Annotated in this window: 20 protein-coding genes; 13 read left to right on the top strand and 7 right to left on the bottom strand. The window is 47.1% G+C overall.

What is annotated here, in order from left to right; translation table 11 throughout:
* Positions 1-97 precede the first annotated feature (97 nt).
* From ACNA05_RS05545 to ACNA05_RS05560, 4 genes are all read left to right on the top strand, one after another.
* Positions 98-1,285 (top strand): tyrosine-type recombinase/integrase, encoded by a 1,188-nt coding sequence (locus tag ACNA05_RS05545; RefSeq protein ID WP_415810412.1) that lies wholly within the window; start codon positions 98-100, stop codon positions 1,283-1,285.
* Positions 1,278-2,354, top strand: coding sequence for a hypothetical protein (locus ACNA05_RS05550; protein ID WP_415810413.1), 1,077 nt, complete (start codon positions 1,278-1,280; stop codon positions 2,352-2,354). The genes ACNA05_RS05545 and ACNA05_RS05550 overlap by 8 nt, the downstream gene beginning before the upstream one ends.
* Before the next feature lie 148 nt (positions 2,355-2,502).
* Positions 2,503-2,697, top strand: coding sequence for a helix-turn-helix transcriptional regulator (locus ACNA05_RS05555; RefSeq protein WP_415810414.1), 195 nt, complete (start codon positions 2,503-2,505; stop codon positions 2,695-2,697).
* Positions 2,698-2,792: 95 nt separating this feature from the next.
* Positions 2,793-4,043: a hypothetical protein gene (locus ACNA05_RS05560; protein ID WP_415810415.1), complete on the top strand. Its 1,251-nt coding sequence runs from the start codon at positions 2,793-2,795 to the stop codon at positions 4,041-4,043.
* 279 nt (positions 4,044-4,322) lie between these two features.
* Here ACNA05_RS05560 and ACNA05_RS05565 read toward each other — a convergent pair whose 3' ends face one another.
* Positions 4,323-4,553: a helix-turn-helix domain-containing protein gene (locus ACNA05_RS05565; RefSeq protein ID WP_415810416.1), complete on the bottom strand. Its 231-nt coding sequence runs from the start codon at positions 4,551-4,553 to the stop codon at positions 4,323-4,325.
* A gap of 673 nt (positions 4,554-5,226) precedes the next feature.
* On the opposite strand from ACNA05_RS05565, the gene ACNA05_RS05570 reads away from it, so the two are divergent.
* From ACNA05_RS05570 to ACNA05_RS05590, 5 genes are all read left to right on the top strand, one after another.
* Entirely contained in the window at positions 5,227-5,850 is a 624-nt protein-coding gene (locus ACNA05_RS05570; protein ID WP_415810417.1) for a hypothetical protein, read from the top strand.
* Between the two features lie 68 nt (positions 5,851-5,918).
* Entirely contained in the window at positions 5,919-7,493 is a 1,575-nt protein-coding gene (locus ACNA05_RS05575) for a type I restriction-modification system subunit M (protein WP_415810418.1), read from the top strand.
* The gene (locus tag ACNA05_RS05580) at positions 7,490-7,789 is read left to right on the top strand and encodes a hypothetical protein (RefSeq protein ID WP_415810419.1); all 300 of its coding nucleotides are present in this window, start codon (positions 7,490-7,492) and stop codon (positions 7,787-7,789) included. Before ACNA05_RS05575 ends, ACNA05_RS05580 begins: the two co-directional genes overlap by 4 nt.
* Positions 7,786-9,048, top strand: a complete 1,263-nt coding sequence (locus ACNA05_RS05585; protein WP_415810420.1) for a restriction endonuclease subunit S — start codon at positions 7,786-7,788, stop codon at positions 9,046-9,048. Before ACNA05_RS05580 ends, ACNA05_RS05585 begins: the two co-directional genes overlap by 4 nt.
* 10 nt (positions 9,049-9,058) lie before the next feature.
* A complete protein-coding gene (locus tag ACNA05_RS05590) occupies positions 9,059-10,093 on the top strand; it encodes a hypothetical protein (protein ID WP_415810421.1) in 1,035 nt (344 codons plus the stop codon).
* A 52-nt stretch (positions 10,094-10,145) separates the two neighbouring features.
* On the opposite strand, the gene ACNA05_RS05595 is transcribed toward ACNA05_RS05590, so the two are convergent.
* Positions 10,146-10,673, bottom strand: coding sequence for a hypothetical protein (locus ACNA05_RS05595; RefSeq protein WP_415810422.1), 528 nt, complete (start codon positions 10,671-10,673; stop codon positions 10,146-10,148).
* A gap of 58 nt (positions 10,674-10,731) precedes the next feature.
* On the opposite strand from ACNA05_RS05595, the gene ACNA05_RS05600 reads away from it, so the two are divergent.
* The 3 genes from ACNA05_RS05600 (at position 10,732) to ACNA05_RS05610 (ending at position 17,142) form a co-directional block, all read left to right on the top strand.
* Positions 10,732-13,626, top strand: a complete 2,895-nt coding sequence (locus ACNA05_RS05600) for a type I restriction endonuclease subunit R (protein ID WP_415810423.1) — start codon at positions 10,732-10,734, stop codon at positions 13,624-13,626.
* A complete protein-coding gene (locus ACNA05_RS05605; protein WP_415810424.1) occupies positions 13,626-14,159 on the top strand; it encodes a hypothetical protein in 534 nt (177 codons plus the stop codon). The genes ACNA05_RS05600 and ACNA05_RS05605 overlap by 1 nt, the downstream gene beginning before the upstream one ends.
* A 496-nt stretch (positions 14,160-14,655) precedes the next feature.
* Positions 14,656-17,142 carry a vitamin K epoxide reductase family protein gene (locus ACNA05_RS05610; protein ID WP_415810425.1) on the top strand — a complete coding sequence of 829 codons (2,487 nt, stop codon included), beginning with the start codon at positions 14,656-14,658 and terminating at the stop codon, positions 17,140-17,142.
* A 113-nt stretch (positions 17,143-17,255) separates the two neighbouring features.
* Here ACNA05_RS05610 and ACNA05_RS05615 read toward each other — a convergent pair whose 3' ends face one another.
* From ACNA05_RS05615 to ACNA05_RS05625, 3 genes are read right to left on the bottom strand one after another with little or no spacing between them, the layout of a single operon-like run.
* Complete coding sequence (locus ACNA05_RS05615; RefSeq protein WP_415810426.1) at positions 17,256-17,567, bottom strand: hypothetical protein; 312 nt, start codon at positions 17,565-17,567, stop codon at positions 17,256-17,258.
* Positions 17,564-20,047, bottom strand: a complete 2,484-nt coding sequence (ctaD, locus tag ACNA05_RS05620) for a cytochrome c oxidase subunit I (protein WP_415810427.1) — start codon at positions 20,045-20,047, stop codon at positions 17,564-17,566. The genes ACNA05_RS05615 and ctaD overlap by 4 nt, the downstream gene beginning before the upstream one ends.
* Positions 20,044-20,697, bottom strand: a complete 654-nt coding sequence (locus ACNA05_RS05625) for a cytochrome c oxidase subunit II (RefSeq protein ID WP_415810428.1) — start codon at positions 20,695-20,697, stop codon at positions 20,044-20,046. The genes ctaD and ACNA05_RS05625 overlap by 4 nt, the downstream gene beginning before the upstream one ends.
* 39 nt (positions 20,698-20,736) lie before the next feature.
* On the opposite strand from ACNA05_RS05625, the gene ACNA05_RS05630 reads away from it, so the two are divergent.
* On the top strand, positions 20,737-21,252 hold the full coding sequence (locus tag ACNA05_RS05630; RefSeq protein ID WP_415810429.1) for a DUF2231 domain-containing protein: 516 nt from the start codon (positions 20,737-20,739) through the stop codon (positions 21,250-21,252).
* Here the strand turns inward: ACNA05_RS05630 and ACNA05_RS05635 are convergent.
* Together ACNA05_RS05635 and ACNA05_RS05640 are read right to left on the bottom strand one after the other, a co-directional pair.
* Positions 21,222-21,734: a CopD family protein gene (locus ACNA05_RS05635; protein WP_415810430.1), complete on the bottom strand. Its 513-nt coding sequence runs from the start codon at positions 21,732-21,734 to the stop codon at positions 21,222-21,224. The two genes, ACNA05_RS05630 and ACNA05_RS05635, sit on opposite strands and share 31 nt — an antisense overlap.
* Positions 21,731-22,381, bottom strand: a complete 651-nt coding sequence (locus ACNA05_RS05640) for a cytochrome c oxidase assembly protein (protein WP_415810431.1) — start codon at positions 22,379-22,381, stop codon at positions 21,731-21,733. The genes ACNA05_RS05635 and ACNA05_RS05640 overlap by 4 nt, the downstream gene beginning before the upstream one ends.
* Positions 22,382-22,488 lie beyond the last annotated feature (107 nt).

A 22,488-nucleotide genomic window follows, 5' to 3' on the forward strand; every position in this document is an offset into this window, starting at 1 on the left:
TGTCCAGACACGTCCAGCGTGGTGGGGGTATATCCGACCGATTTGGGGGTATAATTGGGGGTATCTAAAACATACCCCCTCTGGCTGGGATGATGGATTGCCGCTGACAGATACAAAAATTAAGGCATTAAAGCCCAAAGCCAAACCTTATAAGGTGTCTGACTTTGACGGGCTTTACGTCAATGTTACTCCGAATGGATCGCGCTTATGGCGGTTCAAGTTTCGTCATGAAGGCAAAGAGGGGCTTTTGTCCTTTGGAGGCTATCCCGCTACTGGTTTGAAGGACGCCCGCCGATTAAGGGATGACGCCCGCGCCTTACTCGCCAAAGGCATAAACCCATCGGCGGAAAAAGCCGAGGCCAAAGCGGTGGCCGCTGGCAAGGCCGAGAACAGCTTTAACAAATTCGCTGACCTATTTGTCCAGAAAGCCCGTAAAGAGGGTAGGGCGAAAGTCACGATCAAGAAAATGGAATGGCTCTTAGACGATGCCCGCGCCGATTTTGGCGATATGCCTATCGCAGAAATTACGCCGCAAATCGTCTTAAAGACCCTTCGCAAGCGGGAAAAGCTGGAGCAATATGAAACCGCCAAGCGGATGCGATCCCGTATTGGCGGGGTTTTCCGTTATGCGGTGGCCAGCGGACAAGCCGAAAATGACCCGACCTTTGCCTTAAAAGACGCCTTAATCCGTCCGACCGTTACCCATCGGGCGGCCATAACGGATGAAGAGACATTGAAGCGATTTTTAACGGCGCTGGATAATTACGGGGGAAAACGGATGACGGTGATCGCGCTGAGACTCTTAATGCTCTTTGCCTTACGTCCTAGCGAATTACGGAAAGCCCGCTGGGATGAATTTGATCTAGAAGCGCGTGTTTTTAACGTGCCAGCGGAGCGGATGAAAATGCGGCGACCCCATGCCGTGCCCCTGACTGATCTGGCGCTAGAGCTTTTGAAAGAACTCAAAGCGCTGACAGGCTGGGGCGACTTGCTATTTCCGGCGCAAACATCCGCGCACAAGCCTATGAGCGAAAACACGTTAAACCAAGCCTTGCGCAGAATGGGGTTTGGGCCGGATGAAGCTACTTCACATGGATTTCGTTCGACATTTTCAACGTTTGCCAATGAGAGCGGATTATGGAACCCTGACGCGATTGAGGCCTATTCTTCGAGGCAAGACAAGAATGCGGTGCGCCGAGCCTATAACCGAAGTCAATATTGGGAAGAGCGGGTTAAAATTGCCGAATGGTGGGCAGGAAGGCTAGTTGATTTGTCCGATGGATGAAAGTCAAAAAGAAGTTCAAGAGAAATGGTTTTTACATGATCAAGACCCAGAACATTGGTTTTTACCGGATATTCTTAATTGGATTGCGTTCCGAATATTGCCCACCAAAATATTGAACATTTACAAAGCGGACGTCAGAGAATCACTGGAGGAGTTAGGCATTAATTTGTTTGATATAGCGGAGTTAGTGTCACCAGCCTTTCTCACGCCAACACAAACAGACTATTTAGGTGTAGGAAAAGATCCGAAATTGATGCGGGCCAAAGAGCAACAGGTAAACGACGAGCGCCTTCGAAAAGCTGACCACTACGAAAGGGCGGTTCAGACATTATTACGGAATGATCAACGCTCAGCATCAAAACGATCAGAAAGTCCGATCTTGAATTCTATTCTGCCAAGTAATTCTTTCTTCGAGTCAAATAGGTTAAAGATTGCAATTCACAAATCCAACTTCATCAAACGAGCAACTGAACACGAAATATACAGTACAACGTGGGTAAAAGAGCTGAAAATTAAGCTCCAGGTTCATAAGAACAGGATTTTGTATCTACTCAGATCAAGTAGCTTGGTTGCAGAAGGCATTTTACTGAATGCTTCGGAAAGCCAAGGCGTGAATTACAGATTGGAAGTTCAGGAAAACTTCAATGATTTTTTGGCTAACCGAAACTCCCAAGTTAAACCCTATTCAAATATCCCAGCTGAAGCTTGGAATGCAGACAGTATATCGTGGGATGCATCTTCCTTAGAGATACCACATAAAGTTTATTTGCTAGTAAGAATGTCTAAGCGGGATGTACTCCGAGTTTTGCCATTAGATGTTTCCGATAAACCTATTGGCAGCGAAAAAACTACGAGTATCGGTAGACCTCAGAAGCACTGGAATAAAGTTCTTGCTCAATCGCTCAAAATCACGAACAACGGTACCATCCACATTAAACAGGATGCCTTAGCACAACAACTGAGTGAATGGTACGAAGAAACCTTCAGAGACCAAATTAGTTTGTCTTCAGTCAAGAAAAAATTAAAGGAATACGAAGATTGTGGACTCCTAAATGTTTCTAAATCTTAGGGTTTATGGTGAAATAAATCTACTGAATTTATTGTACTCATAATAGTTTTGAGATTCTTATGGGGGCTTTTGAGACTACGTTTTCTCGAATCTAATTTTCAAACATAGTAAGATCTCCTCGGACACAAGTAACCGAAGGAGAATACTAATGGATAACATAAAATTTCCAGAAACCGGCCTGGTAAGGCTATCTCAAATATTAGCACCTGAGGGCCCAATTCCCGTATCTAAGTCCACTTGGTGGCAAGGCGTCAAAGACGGCGTATTTCCGAAGCCGAAGAAACTTGGGCCAAGAACAACAGTATGGAGAGTGGAAGATATAAGGGCGCTTTTTGAGAATTAATATCAATATAGATGCGAGTTTCCGATACGGAAGCAGCTAACTCTCACAGTAGCTGTAAGTGGCAAATGGTAAGCACTTTTTTTTGGATACATGAAATGGAAAAATTAATACCAGTAATACAAAGCGGTGACTATATCCTACCAGCTCCAAAGATGACAATTTTTCAACGCACTTTAGTGAGGCAGGAAATTGATCGCGTGTTGATGGGGCAAGTTTCTCCCGCAAAATTTAAGCTTTTAAGCTTCATTTTAGATCGTACATTAGGGTGGCAGAAATCAACAGAACGGATTTCTTTCAAACACTTTACAAATGGGATCGTCAATTTGACGAATGGGACAGGTTTGAGTCGGGCCACAGTTGCACGATGCCTTAAAGAGTTAAATAAAGAAGGGTTAATTTTTAGGTCTGGTGAAACCAAAATTGCACAAACCTATGGATTGAATTTAACGTGGGTCAACGACGACAAGTTACAGGTAATCGCTCAAAACAATACTCAGATTAAGACCGGGGGGTATAATAGTGAGAATAGATCTGTACCAAAATTGAGACCCAATAAGAAAGAAACCTTGAAAAGAACTTTTAAAGAAAAAGATAGAGGCTCGGCCGACGCCTCGCTCAGTCTTTCTTCTCGAGAAACTCCTATCCGTTCTCGTGAGAGGACTAAGTTAGAGGAGACCCTTGAGGCCGTAAATAAGCATAGCGCCGAGAAGCTTGCGAAGCGCGAGGCCCGATACCGGAAATCCGATAACGTAAACGATGTACAGGCGCATTGGGCGAAGGCCTTCGCCGAGAATTGGCCTGACGCCCCGAAGACACCTTGGTCTCCAAAAGCTAGGGGTTTGTTTAAGCACGCCATGAAGAATGAGGCCTTTAAAGATTTGAGCCCGACCGAGCTTATTGACTGGGCAGTCCCTGATTGGGGTTTACTCCGCGAGACAACCTTTCACTGGATGAACTCAATGCCGTTGTCTCCCGACCCTGAGATGTTTATGATCCACATCTACAAATTCCTGCTTGCCTTCGGAGATAGGGAAACTCTTCGGCACAAGTTCGATGTCGAAGGCTCCGAAAGGCGGAAGCTTCAAATGCGCCGCCGAGGTATGACCGCTGACCAAGCCGAGAAGAAAGCCGCCGATATTCGGGAAGGCCGCAGTAAGATTGATGAGATGGCCGAGGAGATGGAACGCGAACGTCGCAGTCTTGAGCGGGAGAAGCACATCCTTGAGCGCCAGAAACGATACCTTGCAGCCCGTGAGGCAAGCATGAAGAGTAATGGAATGAAATTTCCGTATGAGAAAACATTATCTCCTTTACCGAAGATAAATTATGATGAGGAGTATCAGTAATACAAGTCTATAAGACTGCTTTTTGGGGATCGCTTTCTGAGCTGCTCTTAAAATTTCCAAGGCATTTTTCAGATACCTAATTCGTGTACCCAGGTACACTGAAGGATGAAATAACTGGGCTTGGTGTAAAAGACTGCGAATGCATAAGAGGGCGAGGTTTTAATGAGTTAATATTCAGAACTTGACGCTGACGGGTATAAGTAACCAATGAAGGTATTTCTATGAGTGATGTTTGACAAATGAAAAGCCCCAAGCAGACCCTACAAGCGAAAGAGAAACCTAATCGACTTGAACGAAATACTCTCTGGGGTCAAAACCAAGTATTTCAGCGAAAGTTTCGAACTCGACCAAATCAATCCTTCTTTGACCGCTTTCTAAACGTGCCACGAATGATTGGTATTCCCCTAGCCTCCGAGCCAATTCACTTTGAGTAAAACCAGCCGCTTCTCTTTTCGCAATGAGAAAACGAATTAGAGACTTATGGCGATCTGAACCGAGCGTTTTTTCCAAGAAGGCATCTCATCAAAAATGAAGAAAACGCTGGAGATAATCTGAATATTAGATTATCTTAAATTCAGATAATTGAGTGTGGTAATGAGTGTTGTATGAGTGTCGAAAATGTAGATCAAAAACCAAAACTGTGCAGAAATTGTGGAGGGTTGGTAGGTAAGGATGACAACAGATGCTCAGAATGTGGAGCTTTTAGTCCCGCACACTCCAAACTCCAATTGTGGTGCGGAACAATAATTTTTCTAGTGTTTTTTGGCTTAATATTAAAAACTTGCGTCAGTTACGACGGAGACCCTTTTACTTCTGAGGACAAAAGGCTTGGAGAACATTGCTTAGATGTTTGGAGCGGGGCTCACCCTGAGTTTATGTCTGAAATTAAATCGCGAATGCGCGATCCGAAAAGCTTCGAGCACGTAAAAACCCGTATAACTCCGCGTGACGAAAATGGTCAACACGTAATCTATATGGAATATAGGGCCCAAAATGGATTTGGCGGAATGAATAATGCGACGGCTAAGGGAATAGTGAACAACGAAACATGCCAACATACAATCGCGTTGATACAATAGCGTACTAACGCTTACCTGATTTTAGAAAACAAAATTTAGACATAATCTTTTGGTATAATGAGAGCGTGGGCGTTAAAAAAATCTAGCTAAATACGAATATCTCTATGCAAAAACCAAATGCTTTTAGGGCTCTGGAAGCCCTTGGTCGTGTTCGATTGTCAGAGTCGTTTTTTATGCGCGATATGCTCTATTCAGAGATTTCTAATTACTATGGAATACCGAACATCCCTGAAAATCCTGAGTTGGCAATTCAGGCGGGAAAGAATCTCTGTCAATTAGTACTTGAGCCTTTGCAAGAACGCTTGGGGCGAATTTCAATAAGATCAGCCTATCGTAGTCCTGAAGTTAACCAGTTCGGAAATCAGAATGCGCTAGGTTGTTCGAGCAACAAACGAAATGCTTCTAGGCATATTTGGGATCAGAAAGATAAAAATGGCTGTGTAGGCGCAATGGCTACGGTCGTTGTTCAGGGTTATATTCCTTATTATGAACAAACAGGGGACTGGAAGGCACTGGCGTGGTACATTCATGATAATGTTCCATATTCCTACATGTGTTTCTATCCCAAGCTCGGGGCTTTCAATATTGGATGGCATGAAAGGCCTCAGAGACGCATAGATAGCCATGTCACGCCAAGGGGGTGCTTGACTAAGCCTGGAATGGAGAATCATTCAGGCACTCACTCAGAGGCCTATTTGGCAATGCTTAAGATGCATAAGAATTATTGATAACTGCAATCTTTTACAGGCCGGAAAATCTTAACTCGGCCTTAACCCAAATCAGTCGACTGAATCGCATGACTGCTGAACAAAAGAAAAAATTAGAACGTAAGCTTTGGGACATCGCGAATGAACTTCGCGGAAAGATGAGCGCGGATGAGTTTCGCGATTATATTCTCGGTTTCATTTTCTACAAATATCTGTCTGAGAAAATGTACCTCTACGCCAATAAGATTTTAGAACAAGACGGTATTGAATACCTTTCGATAGATGAGACCAGCGCGGACGGAGAAGCCTATCTGGTGGCCGTGCGTACAGAAGCGGTGGCGGAGCTAGGGTATATGCTCAAACCGTCTGAATTGTTCTCACGGCTCGCAAAAAGCGGTCAGAACGGCGAATTTATTCTCGATGACCTGACCAAGGTGATGAACAACATTGAGCAGAGCACCTTAGGCACGGAAAGTGAGCAAGATTTCGACAAGCTATTTGAAGATTTAGACCTGACATCGACCAAATTAGGTCGTTCTGAAAATCAGAAAAACGAACTAATCGCCAAGGTGATCGTGCATCTTGATATGATCGATTTCGAGCTGGAGAATATTGAAGGCGACGTTCTAGGCGATGCTTATGAATATCTGATCGGGCAATTTGCCAGCGGCGCGGGGAAGAAAGCCGGTGAGTTTTATACGCCATCCCAAGTCTCGACTATTCTGGCTAAAATTGTGACTATGGGCAAAGACCGGATCAAAAACGTCTATGATCCAACGTGCGGTTCCGGTTCGCTATTGCTTCGTGTAGAGCGGGAATTGGCTAAAGACGCAAAGCCAATGTTCTACGGGCAAGAGCTAAACCGTACGACTTTCAACTTGGCGCGGATGAATATGCTGTTGCATGATGTGCATTACAGACGTTTTGATATTCGACAGGAAAACACGCTAACCCACCCAGCCAAAGAACATACACATCTGAAGTTCGAAGCCATTGTCGCCAACCCACCATTCAGCGCCAAATGGAGTGCTAACCAGATCTTCGAGAGTGATGATCGGTTTTCTCAATATGGCCGCTTAGCGCCTAGATCCAAAGCTGACTTCGCCTTTGTGCAGCATATGATCCACCATCTGGATGAGAACGGCACTATGGCAATCATCTTGCCCCATGGCGTGCTCTTTCGCGGCGCGGCGGAAGGACATATCCGCCGTTACCTGATCGAAGATAGAAACTATCTTGATGCTGTGATCGGCCTCCCCGCCAATATCTTTTATGGCACCTCCATACCAACCTGCATTCTAGTGTTCAAAAAATGCCGCGAAAACCCCGATGACATTCTGTTCATCGACGCCAGCGGAGATGAACATTTTGAGAAGGCCAAGAACAAGAATGCCCTACGCAAAAAAGACATTGCTGCGATAGTGGAGGCTTACTCCGCTCGCGAGTTTAAAGACAAATTCTCTTATGTCGCGCCAATGAGTGAGGTCGCTGAGAACGATTTCAACCTCAACATCCCGCGATATGTGGATACGTTTGAGCCAGAACCTGAAGTGGATTTGAATGCGGTGACGGATGCGCTAGCGAAAATTAACGTGGATACACATGCGATAGACGAGAGGATTAAAGGTTATTGTAAAGAACTAGGGATAGAGGCGCCGCTATGACTAATTTTCGAATGCTGGAAGGCTATACGGAACGCCCCATGCCGGAATTGTCTGAGGAAGAGCTTGAAAGCTTCACTTCCGAAATTCTACAAAGCCTAAGAGGGCAAAATCTTACGAATACGAATGCGTCTATAGGGCTGTTACAAATTGTGGCGGCGGAAAAATCTGCACGGGCGAGCCGCCAAACTGCAAAAGTGGCGATCAAAGTTAGTGTTCTTGCATTGGCAATATCAACCATTGGAATTTTGATTTCAGCAGGAATTCTTGCGTCAAGTTTAGGTGTTGTAGGAAAATGACTGCCACCCCTGAATTGAGGTTTCCGGAATTTGGGTTAGATTGGCGTAGTAAATTACTAGCCAAGCCTTCTGATTTCTCCAAAGGTAAAGGCATTTCGAAATCAGATATTCATGACGGTGGGGCAACTCCGTGCATAAGGTATGGAGAACTATATACTGAGTACGGCGAAATAATAGATGAAACCGTTTCTTGTACGAATGTTGACCCTATCAATTTGAGGTTGAGCAATGGGAATGAGGTTCTTGTTCCCGCATCTGGTGAAGTTGCGTGGGACATAGCTGTTGCGGCGTGCGTTATGCGGCCTGGCATAGCTTTAGGTGGCGATATTAACATTCTCCACACAACAGATGATGGCCGATTTCTTGCTTATTATATCGGAGGAAAACTAAAGCCAAATGTTGCGAGGCTAGCGCAAGGCAATTCTGTTGTTCATGTTTATGGTCAACAACTGTCCTCTCTGAACGTAACTATTCCCGAAATTGAAGAACAAAAAAAGATTGCGGACTTCTTGAAGGCGGTGGATAAAAAAATCCTGCTCCTGCGCGCGAAACATGACCAGCTCACTCGCTATAAAAAAGGCGTAATGCAAAAAATCTTTTCCCAAGAAATCCGCTTCAAAACCGATGACGGCTCCGACTTCCCAGATTGGAAATTCAAGCGGTTTGATGAAGTTTTTTCGTTTTTGCGCACGAACAATTTATCGCGCGCAACCCTTAACTACGTCTCGGGCAATATTTTCAATATTCATTATGGAGACATTCATTCTAAGTTCCAGTCTCGGTTCAAATTAAGTGACGAAATTGTACCATATATAAATACCGATGACGTACCTATGAAAATTACTGAAGAAGAATTTTGCCGCGAAGGCGATCTAGTCATTGCGGATGCTTCTGAAGATTATGCGGACATAGGTAAAACCATCGAAATTGTCGACCTGGGCGGCAAACGAGTTTTGGCAGGCCTTCACACATATCTTGCACGGCCGGACGTTGAGCAGGCTGCAAAAGGATTTTATGGATATGTATTACAGACATTTGAAGCACAACTTCAAATAATGAAGTTCGCTCAGGGCATTTCAGTGCTTGGCATTTCAAAAGGAAATCTAGGGAAGATCAATATTCCTCATCCCCACCCCGACGAGCAACAAAAAATAGCCAGTTTCCTTTCCATGTTGGATGAGAAAGTCAGAGCCGTCTCCGCTCAAATAGACCGAATGCAGACTTTTAAAAAAGGCCTTCTGCAACAGATGTTTGTCTGAAAGGATAAAAGTGAAAATCGAAAATAGGCAAGTTTGGGAGCAGGCCTCCGGCGACGGAAATAGAAGCTATTCTAAGGAATGTTTGAATTGGGATGTAATCCTAAATGGCCCCGGCGCATATGGAAGCTGGCCAGAAGAAAAAGATCGCAGTTATCTGGAGAGCATGAACCGCCCTAGAAAACGCACTGGCTTATGGCGGTTTGCTGAAGAAATGAAGGACGGTGACATTGTAGTCCTGAAACTTGGCCAAAAAATCGGGGTCGCGATTGGCGTTATTGTGGGCGATTACGTCTGGAATAACAGCTTTGGCGATGTTGATGGATGGGATTTACAGCATATCCGGCGCGTTCGGTGGCTATACACTAAGCGTCAGAATTTCGGAGAAAAAGTATTTAAGCGGGGCGACACTACGCAGAAACTTAAGTCTAAAACTGTGCTGGAATGGATCAAAGAGCTTTCTCTTAATTTCGAAATTTTGACGGAGGTAAAAACGTTGCCCGAAGATATTGATCGCGGAACAACTCTTGATCAAATTTCAGAATATTTGTTCGACAATGGAATGGCAAGCGGGTCGATAAATAAGCTTTCACAGAATATGGATGAACTCGTTAGGATTGCTCGATGGTACGCACGGAGCGAGGCTAAAGTTTCCGAGGCCGAAACAATCGCTTATTTGGTTATACCTTTTTTGCAAAACCTCGGATGGACACCGCAGCGCATGGCCATTGAGTGGCACCGGGTCGATGTAGCACTTTTCTCTGCTTTACCGAGAGACACTAAAAACCTCACAACCGTTGTAGAAGTTAAAAAACGAGGAAATTCCTGTCTTACTGCCCAGTCACAAGCCGAAAATTATGCTGACAAACACGGATGTGATCGGTTGGTTGTCACAGACGGAATTAGGTATGGCGTATTTCTTAGACAAGATGGAGAGTTTAAACTCCATGCTTACCTTAACATAACGCGGCTTAAATCATCTTATCCAATTTACGACTGCTTAGGCGCTCAAAATGCCATACTAACGATGTCGCCAAGACGATACTGACAGAAATTAGATATTACAGGCATAACCTGAACTGTAATAATTATGAAGAAACTTAGCTAAGGTTAAACATTTTTGACGCAACTCTTGCCGCATCAGTTTTTCGGCCTGGATATTGAGCGCCAATAATTCCATTGACGTATATGTAACGTGAGAAAGCGGTTTTTGACATATTTCTTATTTCTGGGTTGGCCGAATATGCCATACTGATTAACGTGGTCTCTAGCCAATCTATCTGTTCTGATCCTTGCGACCTGTTTTTCGAGAAATTCCAGTTTTCCTCCGTCATGAGAGGGAATAACATTAAATGAGGTTGATGCCTTTGTTTTTCATCCATTAGCTCCTCATAATGCGAAACCTTATGGCTCTCAAACACCTCACCTTTAAAGCCGTATTGATTAAGGGTCTGACCGACATACCACGGCAGATATTTCTCTCCAAACCGCAAGCAAAAAACATAGCACCCTATCGCCTCTGACAACCCGTCATATTCGGCTTCGACTTGTTTCCAAAAGTCCGCTCTCCAACGGTCATTATCTTCCCACCAATTTAGCTCGTAGGGGCCGTAACATTCAAAGTTCATTTATTTTATCCGTTTACTACTGGTGGACATCCCTAAACCAACCTTTAGATTGCGGTCAATGATAGCGACTTTGAAAACTCAATCAGAAGCTCAATTGGAAGAAAACCTGATCGAAAGGCTGGGAGGGCTCGGCTATAAGCGGGTCACCATTCCCGATGAAGCAGCCTTACTTTCTAATCTAAAAACCCAACTTGAGAAATTTAATAAGACCACATTCACACCATCTGAGTTTGACCGGATCGTCAATCATTTGGATCAAGGCAATGTCTTTGACCGAGCGGGAAAACTTCGCGATTGGTACAATTTAAGACGTGATGACGGCATGAGCGACTATATTCGCTTCATGAATACGGAACATTGGTGTCGAAACGAGTATCAAGTCACAAATCAAATCAGCATGGAGGGGAACTTTAAGACCCGCTATGACGTGACATTGTTGATCAATGGCTTGCCTTTGGTTCAGATCGAATTGAAGCGACGTGGTCTAGAGTTGAAAGAAGCCTTCAATCAGATCAACCGCTATCACCGCCATTCATTCTGGGCGGAGACAGGCTTATTTCAATATGTCCAGATATTCGTGATCTCAAACGGCGTGAACTCAAAGTACTACGCGAATAATCGTGTTCAAAGTTTTAAACAAACCTTCTATTGGGCCGATGAGAGCAACGCTATTATAACTCAACTGGACAAATTTGCGGATGCGTTTTTAGAGAAGTGTCACGTCTCCAAGATGATCGCGAAATATACTGTGCTGCACCAAAGCGACCAAATCTTGATGGTTCTCCGGCCTTATCAGTATTACGCCGCCGAGAGGATTATCGATAAGGTAAAGAATTCCAATGATAACGGCTATATTTGGCATACCACCGGATCAGGCAAAACGCTGACCAGTTTTAAAGCTGCACAAGTCATCATGGATTTGCCCAAAGTCGACAAAGTGATCTTTGTCGTCGACCGCGCTGATCTAGATTACCAGACCACGAAAGAGTTTAATCATTTCAGCGATGGCAGTGTCGACGGGACGGACAACACACGGGCGCTAGTCAAACAATTCTCAGATGATACGCCGCTTATCGTTACGACCATTCAAAAGCTGAATACGGCAATCTCGCCCGGACGATACCAAACCGCGATGGAGGCTATGTCAGATCAGCGTGTCGTCTTCATTTTTGATGAGTGCCATCGGTCTCAATTTGGCGATACGCATAAGCGCATTGTCGATTTCTTCCCCCATCATCAGATGTTCGGGTTTACCGGCACGCCAATTTTCAAAGAGAATGCGGGCAAGAACAAGCACGGCAAGCGTACAACTAAAATGCTGTTTGGGCACTGCCTGCATAAATATGTGATTACGGACGCCATAAGGGATCAAAACGTTCTGAAGTTCGCTGTGGAGTATTGGGGGCGGCTTGATCTGCGCGATGGTCTGGGCGGCGAGGAAAAGGTTACAGCGATTGACCTGAAAGAGTTCTGGGAAAACGAAGACCGCATTTCCCACAATATTGACTGGCTCATTGAGAACCACCGCAAGAAAACCCACGACAAGCAATTCTCCGCTATGCTCTGCGTGGGGAGCGTGAATATGCTCATCAAATATTATGATGCGTTTAAAACTAAGAAAGAGGCGGGGGAGCATGACCTACGCGTTGGCGCAATTTATACTTATGGCACGAATGAGGATGATCTAGACGCGGACGGTTTGCTCGATGACATCTCGACAGACCTCGGCCCGCCGCAATCCGTGAACAAGCATACGCGGGACAAGCTGGAAGAAATTATCGCCGACTACAACGCGATGTATAGGACTAAATTTTCGACCCAGAATAAGCAGTTTTATGCCTATTACAAAGACCTTTCCAAGCGAATGAAAGACCGCGAGAAGAAGAGCTTTAAAGACGCGGATCGGCTTGATATTCTGCTGGTGGTCAACATGTTTTTGACCGGCTTCGATGCGAAAATGGTTAATACCCTCTATGTCGATAAGCGGCTTCGGTATCACGGCTTAATCCAAGCTTATTCACGCACCAACCGCATTATCAGTGAACGAAAATCGCAAGGCAATATTGTCGTGTTTCGTAATCTCAAAGACGAGACCGATGAAGCCATAACGCTGTTTTCCAATATCAACGCGAAAGAAGACATCATCATCGAGCCTTACCGGGTGCATGTAGATAAGTTCAATGCAGCGGTCGAGATATTGCTTTCCATCGTGGCCACTCCCGATGGTGTGAATACGTTGCCTAGCGAAGTCGAACGGCTTGAGTTCATTAAGGCGTTTCGCGCGCTTATCCGTATTCGCAATGTCTTGATGACTTTTTCAGAATTCACTTATGACGATCTGAAAATGAGCGCACAAAGGTTTGAAGACTTTAAAAGCAAATACCTCGACCTCTATGAAGAGACCCGTTTCGATGGCGAGGACGAAAAGAGTTCTATCATTGATGATGTAGATTTCGAATTAGAGCTGATCCAGCGCGACGAGATCAATGTCGCCTACATTCTGGAATTGCTCGGCAAGATAGTCGATGATGATGAAGACTACAAAGCTATGTCTGACGAAGACAAAGCCGATACGATGAAAAGTGTTCTTAAGATGCTAGAAACTGAGGTGCAGCTTAGGTCTAAGCGTGATCTGATTGAAAAATTTATTGAAGACCAAATGCCGAAAATAAATTCAGGCGATCAAATTCAAACCGCATTTAATGACTTCTGGGACCAAGAGAAAACAGCGGCCTTCAATGATCTTTGCGTTGAGGAAGGCTTGGAACAGGCCCAAGTCGCACGCGTCATACACGATTACCAATTTACAGGCCGGAAACCCCTACGTGAAAGCGTTGTCGGTGCCATGCAGACAAAACCAAAGATTTTGGAACGTAAGACCGTCATCGAGCGGGTGACGGACAAGATATTGAAACTGGTACGCACCTTCGAAGACGATATTGGGGGCGAGTGATGGATTGGACAGTCTTTGCAGGTGCACTTATTGGGAGTGGCGTCGCGTCTGCATTTGCCGGCTGGGTTTTAACGAGCTGGACGACAAAAAAGCAAAAGGAAGAGAAGGGGAAGTTCTTATCTAATAAACTCGCAGTAAAATTTGAGAGATATGCTATTGTTCTCGCGAACAGTTTAAATGATGATTTATTGTACGAAGATACTTATGGTTCGCCGTATCCAGAACAGGGAGCGCCCTTGATGAGAATTCCCACCCCTCCTGAAATCGTTTTAGAGCCCACATATGAATTTTTCAAAGCAGACTTGAGGGATCGTGTAATGCAGTTCGAAGACGATATAGCGGTTACTAATTTACGTTTAGCTAGCGCCTCTGACGTATTGGATGGAGAGGAGGTAAATAGATACGCTGTAGAGGACTGTAAAAGAATTGGAAAAATGGCGATTGAGCTCTCAATAGATTTGCGTGAGAACTACAAGCTAGCAAAAAGAAGCTTATCCTTCGGTCAATGGGATGTGAGCAATGAATTTGATTAAATATACCTGATTGGGGGTATAATTGGGGGTATCTTAAAAATACGAACTTTTATTCTCTTTTTATATCAGTAGCTTGCATCTATAATGCGTTGCCTCTCCAGGCACCATTTGGAAATTCACAACATCCGGCTTTATTAAATATGTGTTTTCTAGGTAACTCCGATGTTTTCTGGGGAGCCATAAGCAAAAAGAATTTCAACTAAACAAGCGGAGGGCGGAGAGTTAATTCTTCGCAGCCGAAAAAGGAAATTATTTTCTAGCAAGCCTACTCGGTTTCTTGGCGCTACCTATGACGCTTAGAGTTTCGGTTTTTATAATCGTCGACACGTTCCCGAATAAACGAGGTCTACTTCGATTGCACGCTTTGATAAGACCTCTGCTTTGTTGTCAGAGAAGAGTATCGGATCATAAGGTGTTGTTTTTTACAAGAGCATAAGGCAAGGCTAAATTAGTTTGAAAGAGCCACAGACCTGACAAACCCCCGTTAGGACACATTATGAAAGCCGAAAGCCAAACTGGATCAATTGAAAAGCCTCTCTTAGTGGTGACAGGCGCCTTGGGAAATTTGGGAAAATCTGTAGTTAAACTATTTTCCGAAGATTTCACGGTCGTCGGTCTCGACCAAGAAGGCACTCATGCTGATGTGGAAGTGATAGCGACCGACCTAACGTCAGAACAATCTGTGGCTTTGGCATTTGACAAGATCGCTAATGAATACGGAAAAACACTTTCTGTCATTCATCTTGTGGCATATTTTGACTGGTCAGGTGAACCCAGTCCTCTCTATGAAAAAGTGAATGTGGAGGGCACGAAACATTTGCTAAAAAGTCTCCAAGACTTTCAGGTTGAACGATTTATCTATGCGAGCACGATGCTGGTTCACAAACCGTGTCTGCCGGGAGAACGAATTGATGAAAGCTCTCCCTATGGCCCTAGATGGGAATATCCCAAATCTAAAAAACGAGCAGAAGATACAATTCGTCGTCATCACGGAGATATTCCTTATACGATTTTGCGGCTTGCCGGGGTCTATGATACTGAAACCATGGTTCCCACACTGTCTCAACAGATCGCTCGGATTTATGAGCGTCAACTAGAATCTCACCTTTACTCAGGAAAACTAACCTCGGGTCAATCCATGCTTCACCGAGAGGATATGCTGGACGCGGTGTATCGTGCAGTGAAACGACGAGAGCAATTGCCTCAAGAATCCGAAATTTTGATTGGGGAGCCATTCGCACTAAGTTATGATAATTTGCAAAATCAAATTGGCGAAGAAATTCATGGAAAGAAAGACTGGCTAACATTGCGCTTGCCGAAACCTGTTGCGGCCGTGGGGGCAAAGGCACAAGAAGTATTGGAGCCAGCAATTCCTGATGCAATTGACAAAGGAGAGCCGCCATTTGTCAAACCGTTCATGGTGAATATGGCCGACGATCATTACGCGCTTGATGTTGCTAAAGCAGAGCGCGAATTAGGATGGCGTCCACAACACAGATTGCAAGACGAATTACCCGCTATGATAGCGGAATTAAAATCCGATCCGAAACACTGGTATGAAAATAATAACATTGCACCGCCACAGTGGCTGGATGAGACCGTTAAAGAGGGGCATCATATTGAAGCTCTACGAGAAGATGAAGAGAGCCGTCGACATCAAAAGCATCGTCAGAATCGATGGGCTCACTTCTTAAATATTGCTCTCGGTTTTTGGCTAGTAACGCAGCCTTGGATAATTGGCACGCCTGAACCTTTTCTGCGTTGGAGCGAGTTTGGCCTTGGCGTAATGGTAATCATATTTGCTAGCTTATCGCTCAGTTGGAAAATGGGCTGGGCCCGGATTGTCACGGCCGGTCTCGGCGCGTTAATAATGGCCGCTCCCTTTGTTTTTTGGACCCAAAGCGCCGCCGTATATTTGTCAGATACTCTAATTGGCGCCCTCGTGTTTGGGTTTGCGATAGCGACCCAGCCAGAAGTTGGCCCGAAGACAACAGCACGAATGAGCGGTCCGGAATTGCCAATGGGTTGGAGTTTCAATCCGTCCAGTTGGTGCCAAAGGATACCTATAATTTTTCTCGCATTGATTGGATTGCTGATTTCACGGTATTTGACGGGGTATCAGCTCGGCCACATAGACGGAGTGTGGGAACCCTTTTTTGAAGGAGCGACCAGCGACCCCCAGAATGGAACGGAAGAAATAATTACTTCCAGCGTTTCCGAAGCCTGGCCTGTTCCGGATGCGGCTCTCGGTGCATACACATATGCATTAGAAATACTAACCGGTATTGTCGGGACACGGGCGCGATGGCGTACCATGCCGTGGCTCGTCATGCTCTTTGGGTTGATGATCGTGCCGCTCGGCATCGTATCGATTAGTTTTATTATTATTCAGCCTATACTTATTGGCACTTGGAGCACGCTTGCTCTGATGGGGGCCGCAGCGATGTTGATTCAAATTCCTTATTCCTTGGATGAGTTGGTGGCCACAGGGCAGTTTCTTAGACGACGGAAACGTGCAGGCGCTAGCCTGATAGGGGTTCTGTTATTTGGTGATACGGACAAGGGTACAGGCTCTTCTCCGGTAAAAGATGAATTTGATCGCCGTCCAGATGCCGTATTGAAAGATATGTGGTCTGGAGGCGTTAACTTGCCTTGGACGCTCCTACTCGTTGGGGCGATCGGGGTGCTCCTCATGTTTTCACGATTGACGTTCGATTCTGCAGGAACTCTCGCCCATATAGAACATTTAATTGGAGCTCTAGTGTTGACCGTTTTGGCCATTGCTGCAGCAGAAGTGACAAGGGTGGCCCGCTTTGCCCTTATACCTCTGGGGGCAGGTTTGATCATTTCAACCTTGGCTCTGCAGACGTTAGGCGCTCATTTGTTCGTCAATTTTGCAATTGGCGGAGCGATAATCGCGCTATCTTTCAACAAAGGTAAAATAACTTCAAAGTATGGGAAGTGGGATCGGTTTATAAACTAATGCCATGACCCAGACGGCCGACCTAAGCGCGCTATTGGCAACCATGAAAATTTAAAATTTTGTCACTCAATGTGTGGTTATATCAGAAACTTTCTGGCCCGAATATTTTGCGTTCACATGCAAATAGACATAAACGCGACCGGGAACAACGTCCATATCGTGGAGATAAGGGCGACAACCCCAAGAATAGTACTAACTGAGCGTATGAAAGGGTGAGGAGAGCCCCAGCGTTTCGAGTAAAGACCCCATAAAAGGACCGTGTGTGTGAAAACGGCTATAATCGCGGCTACGATTAGCATTGGACGAGCAGCGGCGCCCTCATAGGACAGGCGTTCAGAGCAGACCAAGCCCTGCAAACCATAGACCGCACTAAAGCTCATGAGCCAAACCGTCATCGGCACCGAAAGGCGTAGGATATCTCTCATGTCAGGATTCCCGAAAGACCGGCGCCGCCAAGACCTATAAGTCCGGTTACGACGGCGAAATCAATCCACAAACGAGCGATCCTGATTTCGCCTTTTTTACGGGGGGATAAATATCCGCGTGCATTTCGAACCAGGAGGAAAATCGACATAGCCGTAATAAGCGTGCCATGAAAACCAACATAACCCGCAATCACCCAAAGCGTCGCATCATAGGCATGGCGGGTTGGGTCAGGCACGAAGGTCAACAACAGCAATGCCGCCGCAGTCAGCATCACGCTACCAATTGCGGCCAGGCTAAACGATAAACGCGCCGATCGGCCTTTCTCAACTTGCTTCAAGCCATGGCGAATGGCCCAAGGCGCAAGCGTAATGCCAATGACGAATAGGGTAAGCCATAAAGGGCTCACCTCGACCCACTCCTGCGGTGGCCAGTTCGGGGCGACCGTCCACAAAAATGCAAATCCGAAAATGAGTGAACCGAATAGCGTCGCGTCCGCCAGTAACAAAAACATTGACCCCCACCAGCCGGGTGGATCGGAGACTTCCGCGGCCGGACGCAGACTTAGGTTGCGGCCTACATCGAGTAATCCTTCTTCACCAGCGCTACCTAGCCCCCAAACCCAATGCACCACAAGCGCCGCTACGCCGATTACGGCAATCGGCACCAGCCAGTAGAGCTTGAAAAGCATACCTAAAAATATCCCCGCCGTCACCACAGCCATGATGAATGGCAAGAGGGTATTCCCAGAATAAACTGTCACGTGAGCCGGTTTTCCGGTCGCGGCGTTCACAACTAAGGTTTCGCGCCGGCCTCGGTTCCAGTCGCCCAGATACCCTTCTCCCTTGGCAATCTTCGCAGCCAGATCGGGATCGGCGTGGAGCGGATCACGCGTCGTAATTTCAGGCAGGCTGGCAAAATTATAGGCGGGAGGCGGCGTGGGCATTGCCCATTCCAGAGTTCCGGCTTTCCAAGGGTTTCGCGATCCCCGCACCGCCACAACAGCATTTGTAACAATATCAATTAGCACCAGGACGAAGCCAATGGCCATGACAAAGCCGCCAATGGACGAGATCAAATTTATGATATCCCATCCTTGTCCAGACTCATAGGTCCAGGTCCGCCGTCTTTGTCCCAGTAGCCCGGCCCAATGAACGCCCAGAAAGGTGACATGGAAAGCGGGTACAATCAGCCAGAACGCCGTCTCTCCCAGCCGGAAGAAACGTCGCCGCCCGGTAAAATGCGGTAACCAGTAATAAATTGCGCCCAGCATCGGGAAGACAAAGCCGCCCACAAGTACGTAATGTAAATGCGCCACAATAAAATGTGTGTCGTGTACCTGCCAATCAAAAGGGACTATTGCCACCATGACGCCAGTCAACCCGCCAATGACGAAAGTGACAAAAAAGGCTAGAATATAGAGCATGGGCAGGGTGGCTCGCGGTCGTCCCTTCCAAAGCGTGCCAATCCAAGCGAAAATTTGGACCGCCGTCGGCACCGCCACTAGCGTCGAAGCCGCCGAGAAGAAGGCTAGTCCCATATGCGGTATCCCGGTGGTAAACATATGGTGAACCCAGAGCCCAAAGCTTAGCACCCCGAGCGCAACCGCAGCCGCCACAACCCAACCATATCCCAGAAGAGTGGTGCGCGACATGATCGGCAGAATCGTCGATATAACGCCGGCCGCGGGCAGAAAAATGATATACACTTCGGGATGGCCGAAGAGCCAGAAAAGGTGTTGCCAGAGCAGGCTATCGCCACCGGCCTCCATCTGGAAAAATGGCAGGCCGAATGCGCGTTCCAATTCCAGCAGGATCGATCCCAGTATCATGGGCGGAAAACCCGTCAGTATCATCACAGCGACCACGAGCATATACCAGGCGAAGATTGGCATTTTTGAAAGCGCCATGCCCGGGGCGCGGTAACGAAGAATTGACACGATGATTTCCACGGCCGCGCAGATCGCGGAAATCTCCACAAATGTAATCCCTAAAAGCCAGAAATCCGTATTAATGCCGGGCGAAGCGACTGAACTGGTCAGGGGCGGGTACATGAACCACCCCCCATCAGGCGCGATCCCGGCCAGCAAGGCAAATATGAGCATCGTGCCGCCTAAAATATAGCACCAAAAGCCATAGGCCGTCAGACGTGGATAAGCTAAATCCCGCGTTCCAAGAAGTTTCGGCAGCAAATAAACTGCAACTCCCTCTATAAGAGGAATCGCAAATAGAAACATCATGATGGTTCCATGCATGGTAAAGACCTGTGCATAGCCCTCAGGGCCCATAAAAGCTGAATTCGGACTGGCCAATTGTGCTCGGATGAGCATGGCCAGAAGTCCTCCAATGGCAAAGAAAGAAAACGCCGCGCAAATGAACATACGGCCCAGATCAGTATGACTTACCGTCGTAAAGCATTTGCGCCAGCCTGGATCAGACGCCCAAATACGCGTGAGTTCTCTATGGCGTTGTAGTGCGCTCATGGCGTTTCTCCAGCGAGGAAACGTTCCCAGGCTTCAGGTTCGTGAGCAATCACGACAAACCGATGTTCCCGGTAGCCTTCCCCGCTATATTCCGAGCTGAGCCCCTGATACCGCCCCGGCTCATAGGCCTCGATTCTAATCGTATTGACGTGGCCGGGAACGGCGTCGAGTTTGCCTGCAAGACGCGGAACCCAAAAGCTATGAATAACATCGGTAGAGGTAATCGCCACATCGACCGGCCGTCCTGCCGGCAGGTGCAATACGTCGGTCGTCACACGCTCAGACGCGTCGGCATAACCAAACCGCCACTCCCACTGGCGGGCCTCGGCGCTCACCTGAACCAGATCGGGTTCCTGATGCGGCAGCAGTGCTTCACCAATGACAAGGCCGTAAGCCAAAAGCGCGGCGAGCACTGTCAACGGAAAACCGAGCCCTAAACCAAATATCCAGACCCTGACATCCTGTGTGTCCGTTTCTCGGCATGTTTTTGGCTTGCGAAACCCCATGACCAAACACATAGTAACGAGGATGAAAATAAGTGTCGCACCGATCAATAGAACCCACCATAGGGTGGCAATTTCGCGGGCTGCGGGGCCTGCCGGATCGAGGGTCGACAGGGTTCCCTTGCATCCGGCCAAGGGCAAAACCATGACAGCAAGAGCAAGAGAAAGTGAAGATTTGAGGCGTTTATGTCTGACGAAATGAAGCAGGAGCGCCGCGAGGAACTGGTGGACCCGATCGAAGAAGTGCCGGGCTATAGCGAAACTGAGTCCCGCATCGGCATCTGGGGTCACCCTCTTCATGCGATGAGTGTTTCTTTTCCTATTGCGCTGACGTTTTGCGCCCTTGGGGCCGATGGGCTCTATTGGCTTTCTGGAGAGACATTTTGGGCTCTCGCCGCAATTTGGGCCGCAGGCACGGCTTTTCTCTTTGGCCTGCTCGCGGGCGTGACAGGTTTCGCTGAGATGCTGTTGGTCTCGGGCATTAGAATGCGGGCTCAAGTCTGGACGCATTTCATAATCGCGGTCTTCCTTCTGTCTATGCTGGGAGCCAATTGGGGATACCGACTTGATGGTTGGGAAACAGCGGTTCTGCCTTACGGTATCCTTCTGTCTGGGTTCAATGTTTGTCTTGTCATTGCGACTGGCTGGCACGGCGGCGCGCTCGTTTTTTCTCATCGTCTTGGCACATCAAAGGGTAACTGAATGTCCCGCGGGTTTTCGAGCCAGTCCGGTATAGGTATTGCGCCCAGGTCGGGCTTGGCCAACACGAAAAACAGGATAGCAATAATCGTCACCATAAGAATAATCTGCGGTCGACGCGGATCGACGCTATAGTGCGTCCCGGGTGTTTCCGCGACGATAACGATGGTATACCCGACCCAGACGTGAAAGACGACCAAGGCAGCCACAAAAAGAAATTTGGCAAACAGCCAGAGTTCGAAAACATCGCGCGCGAACATCAGCATGGTACCGGAAGCAATAGCAAGAACCGCAAACGGAGTCGTGACATAGATATAGCCGTAATGAGTGAGACGGCGGATACGCTTATAATCTTCCTGCCCAATAACGCTACCGTGACGTGAGAGCAGGAGCGGTATCGCAAACAGCCCGGCACACCAGAACGCCAGCATCGTGACATGAACGGCCTTGAGATAAGGAATGGCGGGAGCAAGCCACTCGGTCATGCTAATTCATGATCGATGTTGTGCCATGCCCGGCGCGCCAAAAGGGTGCCAAACACCGCATAGGGGAGACCTGCCGGCACCCACATAATGAGTCCCCCTAATTGTTGGTCACTTAGAGGTGTTAGAGCCCAAGCATATGGCCCCCATGCGTGTGCGGCATAAAGCGGCTCGGACGCGAAGGTTAAAATTGCGCCTAGAAATCCCATCTGCATGTAGGCTGCTAAAATCAATATAACATTGTGAACCGCACTATTCTGCTGTGCCAACACTGCGCGCCAGAACACAAAGGCTGATACAATCAAACTTAATTGCATAATCCAGTAGACCAGAACATTACTTAGGGCGAGATCGTATAGCGCAGGCAGGTGCCAGACCCAAAGGACAACGGTGGCAAAAGCAAATAGCAGTACAGGCTGTTGTGGCCGCCGCGCTGGCCATACCATCGCCAGCAACGGGGCCGCGAGGGCGATAAGTAATATATGATGAACGACCCGGGCCGAAAAAAGTGCAGAAGATAAGGCGCATAAAGGCGAAACAAATGCAATAAAGAGAACCAATGCAGCGCCTTGGCCGAGCCGTGACTTTCGAACCGCAAATAAGAGTACAACCAAAGCCGCCAGAACTACAGGGTCAAGATTCCAACGCATTAACAGCTCCGCCGGATCCGGTGCTGCCCCGCAATAAGTCTGGTTTATGAACTCGCCAATCACGGCCTCTCCATTATCCTCTTCAAACCATTTAAATCAAAACCGGC

This window comes from Litorimonas haliclonae (genome assembly GCF_965138505.1).
Classification (GTDB): Bacteria; Pseudomonadota; Alphaproteobacteria; order Caulobacterales; family Maricaulaceae; genus Litorimonas; species Litorimonas haliclonae.

Coding starts and splice junctions, on each gene's coding strand:
- ACNA05_RS05610 (WP_415810425.1), top strand. CDS start 14,656: ATGAAAGCCGAAAGCCAAACTGGATCAATTGAAAAGCCTCTCTTAGTG.
- ACNA05_RS05605 (WP_415810424.1), top strand. CDS start 13,626: ATGGATTGGACAGTCTTTGCAGGTGCACTTATTGGGAGTGGCGTCGCG.
- ACNA05_RS05570 (WP_415810417.1), top strand. CDS start 5,227: ATGCAAAAACCAAATGCTTTTAGGGCTCTGGAAGCCCTTGGTCGTGTT.
- ACNA05_RS05600 (WP_415810423.1), top strand. CDS start 10,732: ATGATAGCGACTTTGAAAACTCAATCAGAAGCTCAATTGGAAGAAAAC.
- ACNA05_RS05585 (WP_415810420.1), top strand. CDS start 7,786: ATGACTGCCACCCCTGAATTGAGGTTTCCGGAATTTGGGTTAGATTGG.
- ACNA05_RS05635 (WP_415810430.1), bottom strand. CDS start 21,734: ATGACCGAGTGGCTTGCTCCCGCCATTCCTTATCTCAAGGCCGTTCAT.
- ACNA05_RS05580 (WP_415810419.1), top strand. CDS start 7,490: ATGACTAATTTTCGAATGCTGGAAGGCTATACGGAACGCCCCATGCCG.
- ACNA05_RS05630 (WP_415810429.1), top strand. CDS start 20,737: ATGTCTGACGAAATGAAGCAGGAGCGCCGCGAGGAACTGGTGGACCCG.
- ACNA05_RS05640 (WP_415810431.1), bottom strand. CDS start 22,381: ATGCGTTGGAATCTTGACCCTGTAGTTCTGGCGGCTTTGGTTGTACTC.
- ACNA05_RS05555 (WP_415810414.1), top strand. CDS start 2,503: ATGGATAACATAAAATTTCCAGAAACCGGCCTGGTAAGGCTATCTCAA.
- ACNA05_RS05615 (WP_415810426.1), bottom strand. CDS start 17,567: ATGAGAGATATCCTACGCCTTTCGGTGCCGATGACGGTTTGGCTCATG.
- ACNA05_RS05575 (WP_415810418.1), top strand. CDS start 5,919: ATGACTGCTGAACAAAAGAAAAAATTAGAACGTAAGCTTTGGGACATC.
- ACNA05_RS05560 (WP_415810415.1), top strand. CDS start 2,793: ATGGAAAAATTAATACCAGTAATACAAAGCGGTGACTATATCCTACCA.
- ACNA05_RS05550 (WP_415810413.1), top strand. CDS start 1,278: ATGGATGAAAGTCAAAAAGAAGTTCAAGAGAAATGGTTTTTACATGAT.
- ctaD (WP_415810427.1), bottom strand. CDS start 20,047: ATGAGCGCACTACAACGCCATAGAGAACTCACGCGTATTTGGGCGTCT.
- ACNA05_RS05595 (WP_415810422.1), bottom strand. CDS start 10,673: ATGAACTTTGAATGTTACGGCCCCTACGAGCTAAATTGGTGGGAAGAT.
- ACNA05_RS05625 (WP_415810428.1), bottom strand. CDS start 20,697: ATGGTTTTGCCCTTGGCCGGATGCAAGGGAACCCTGTCGACCCTCGAT.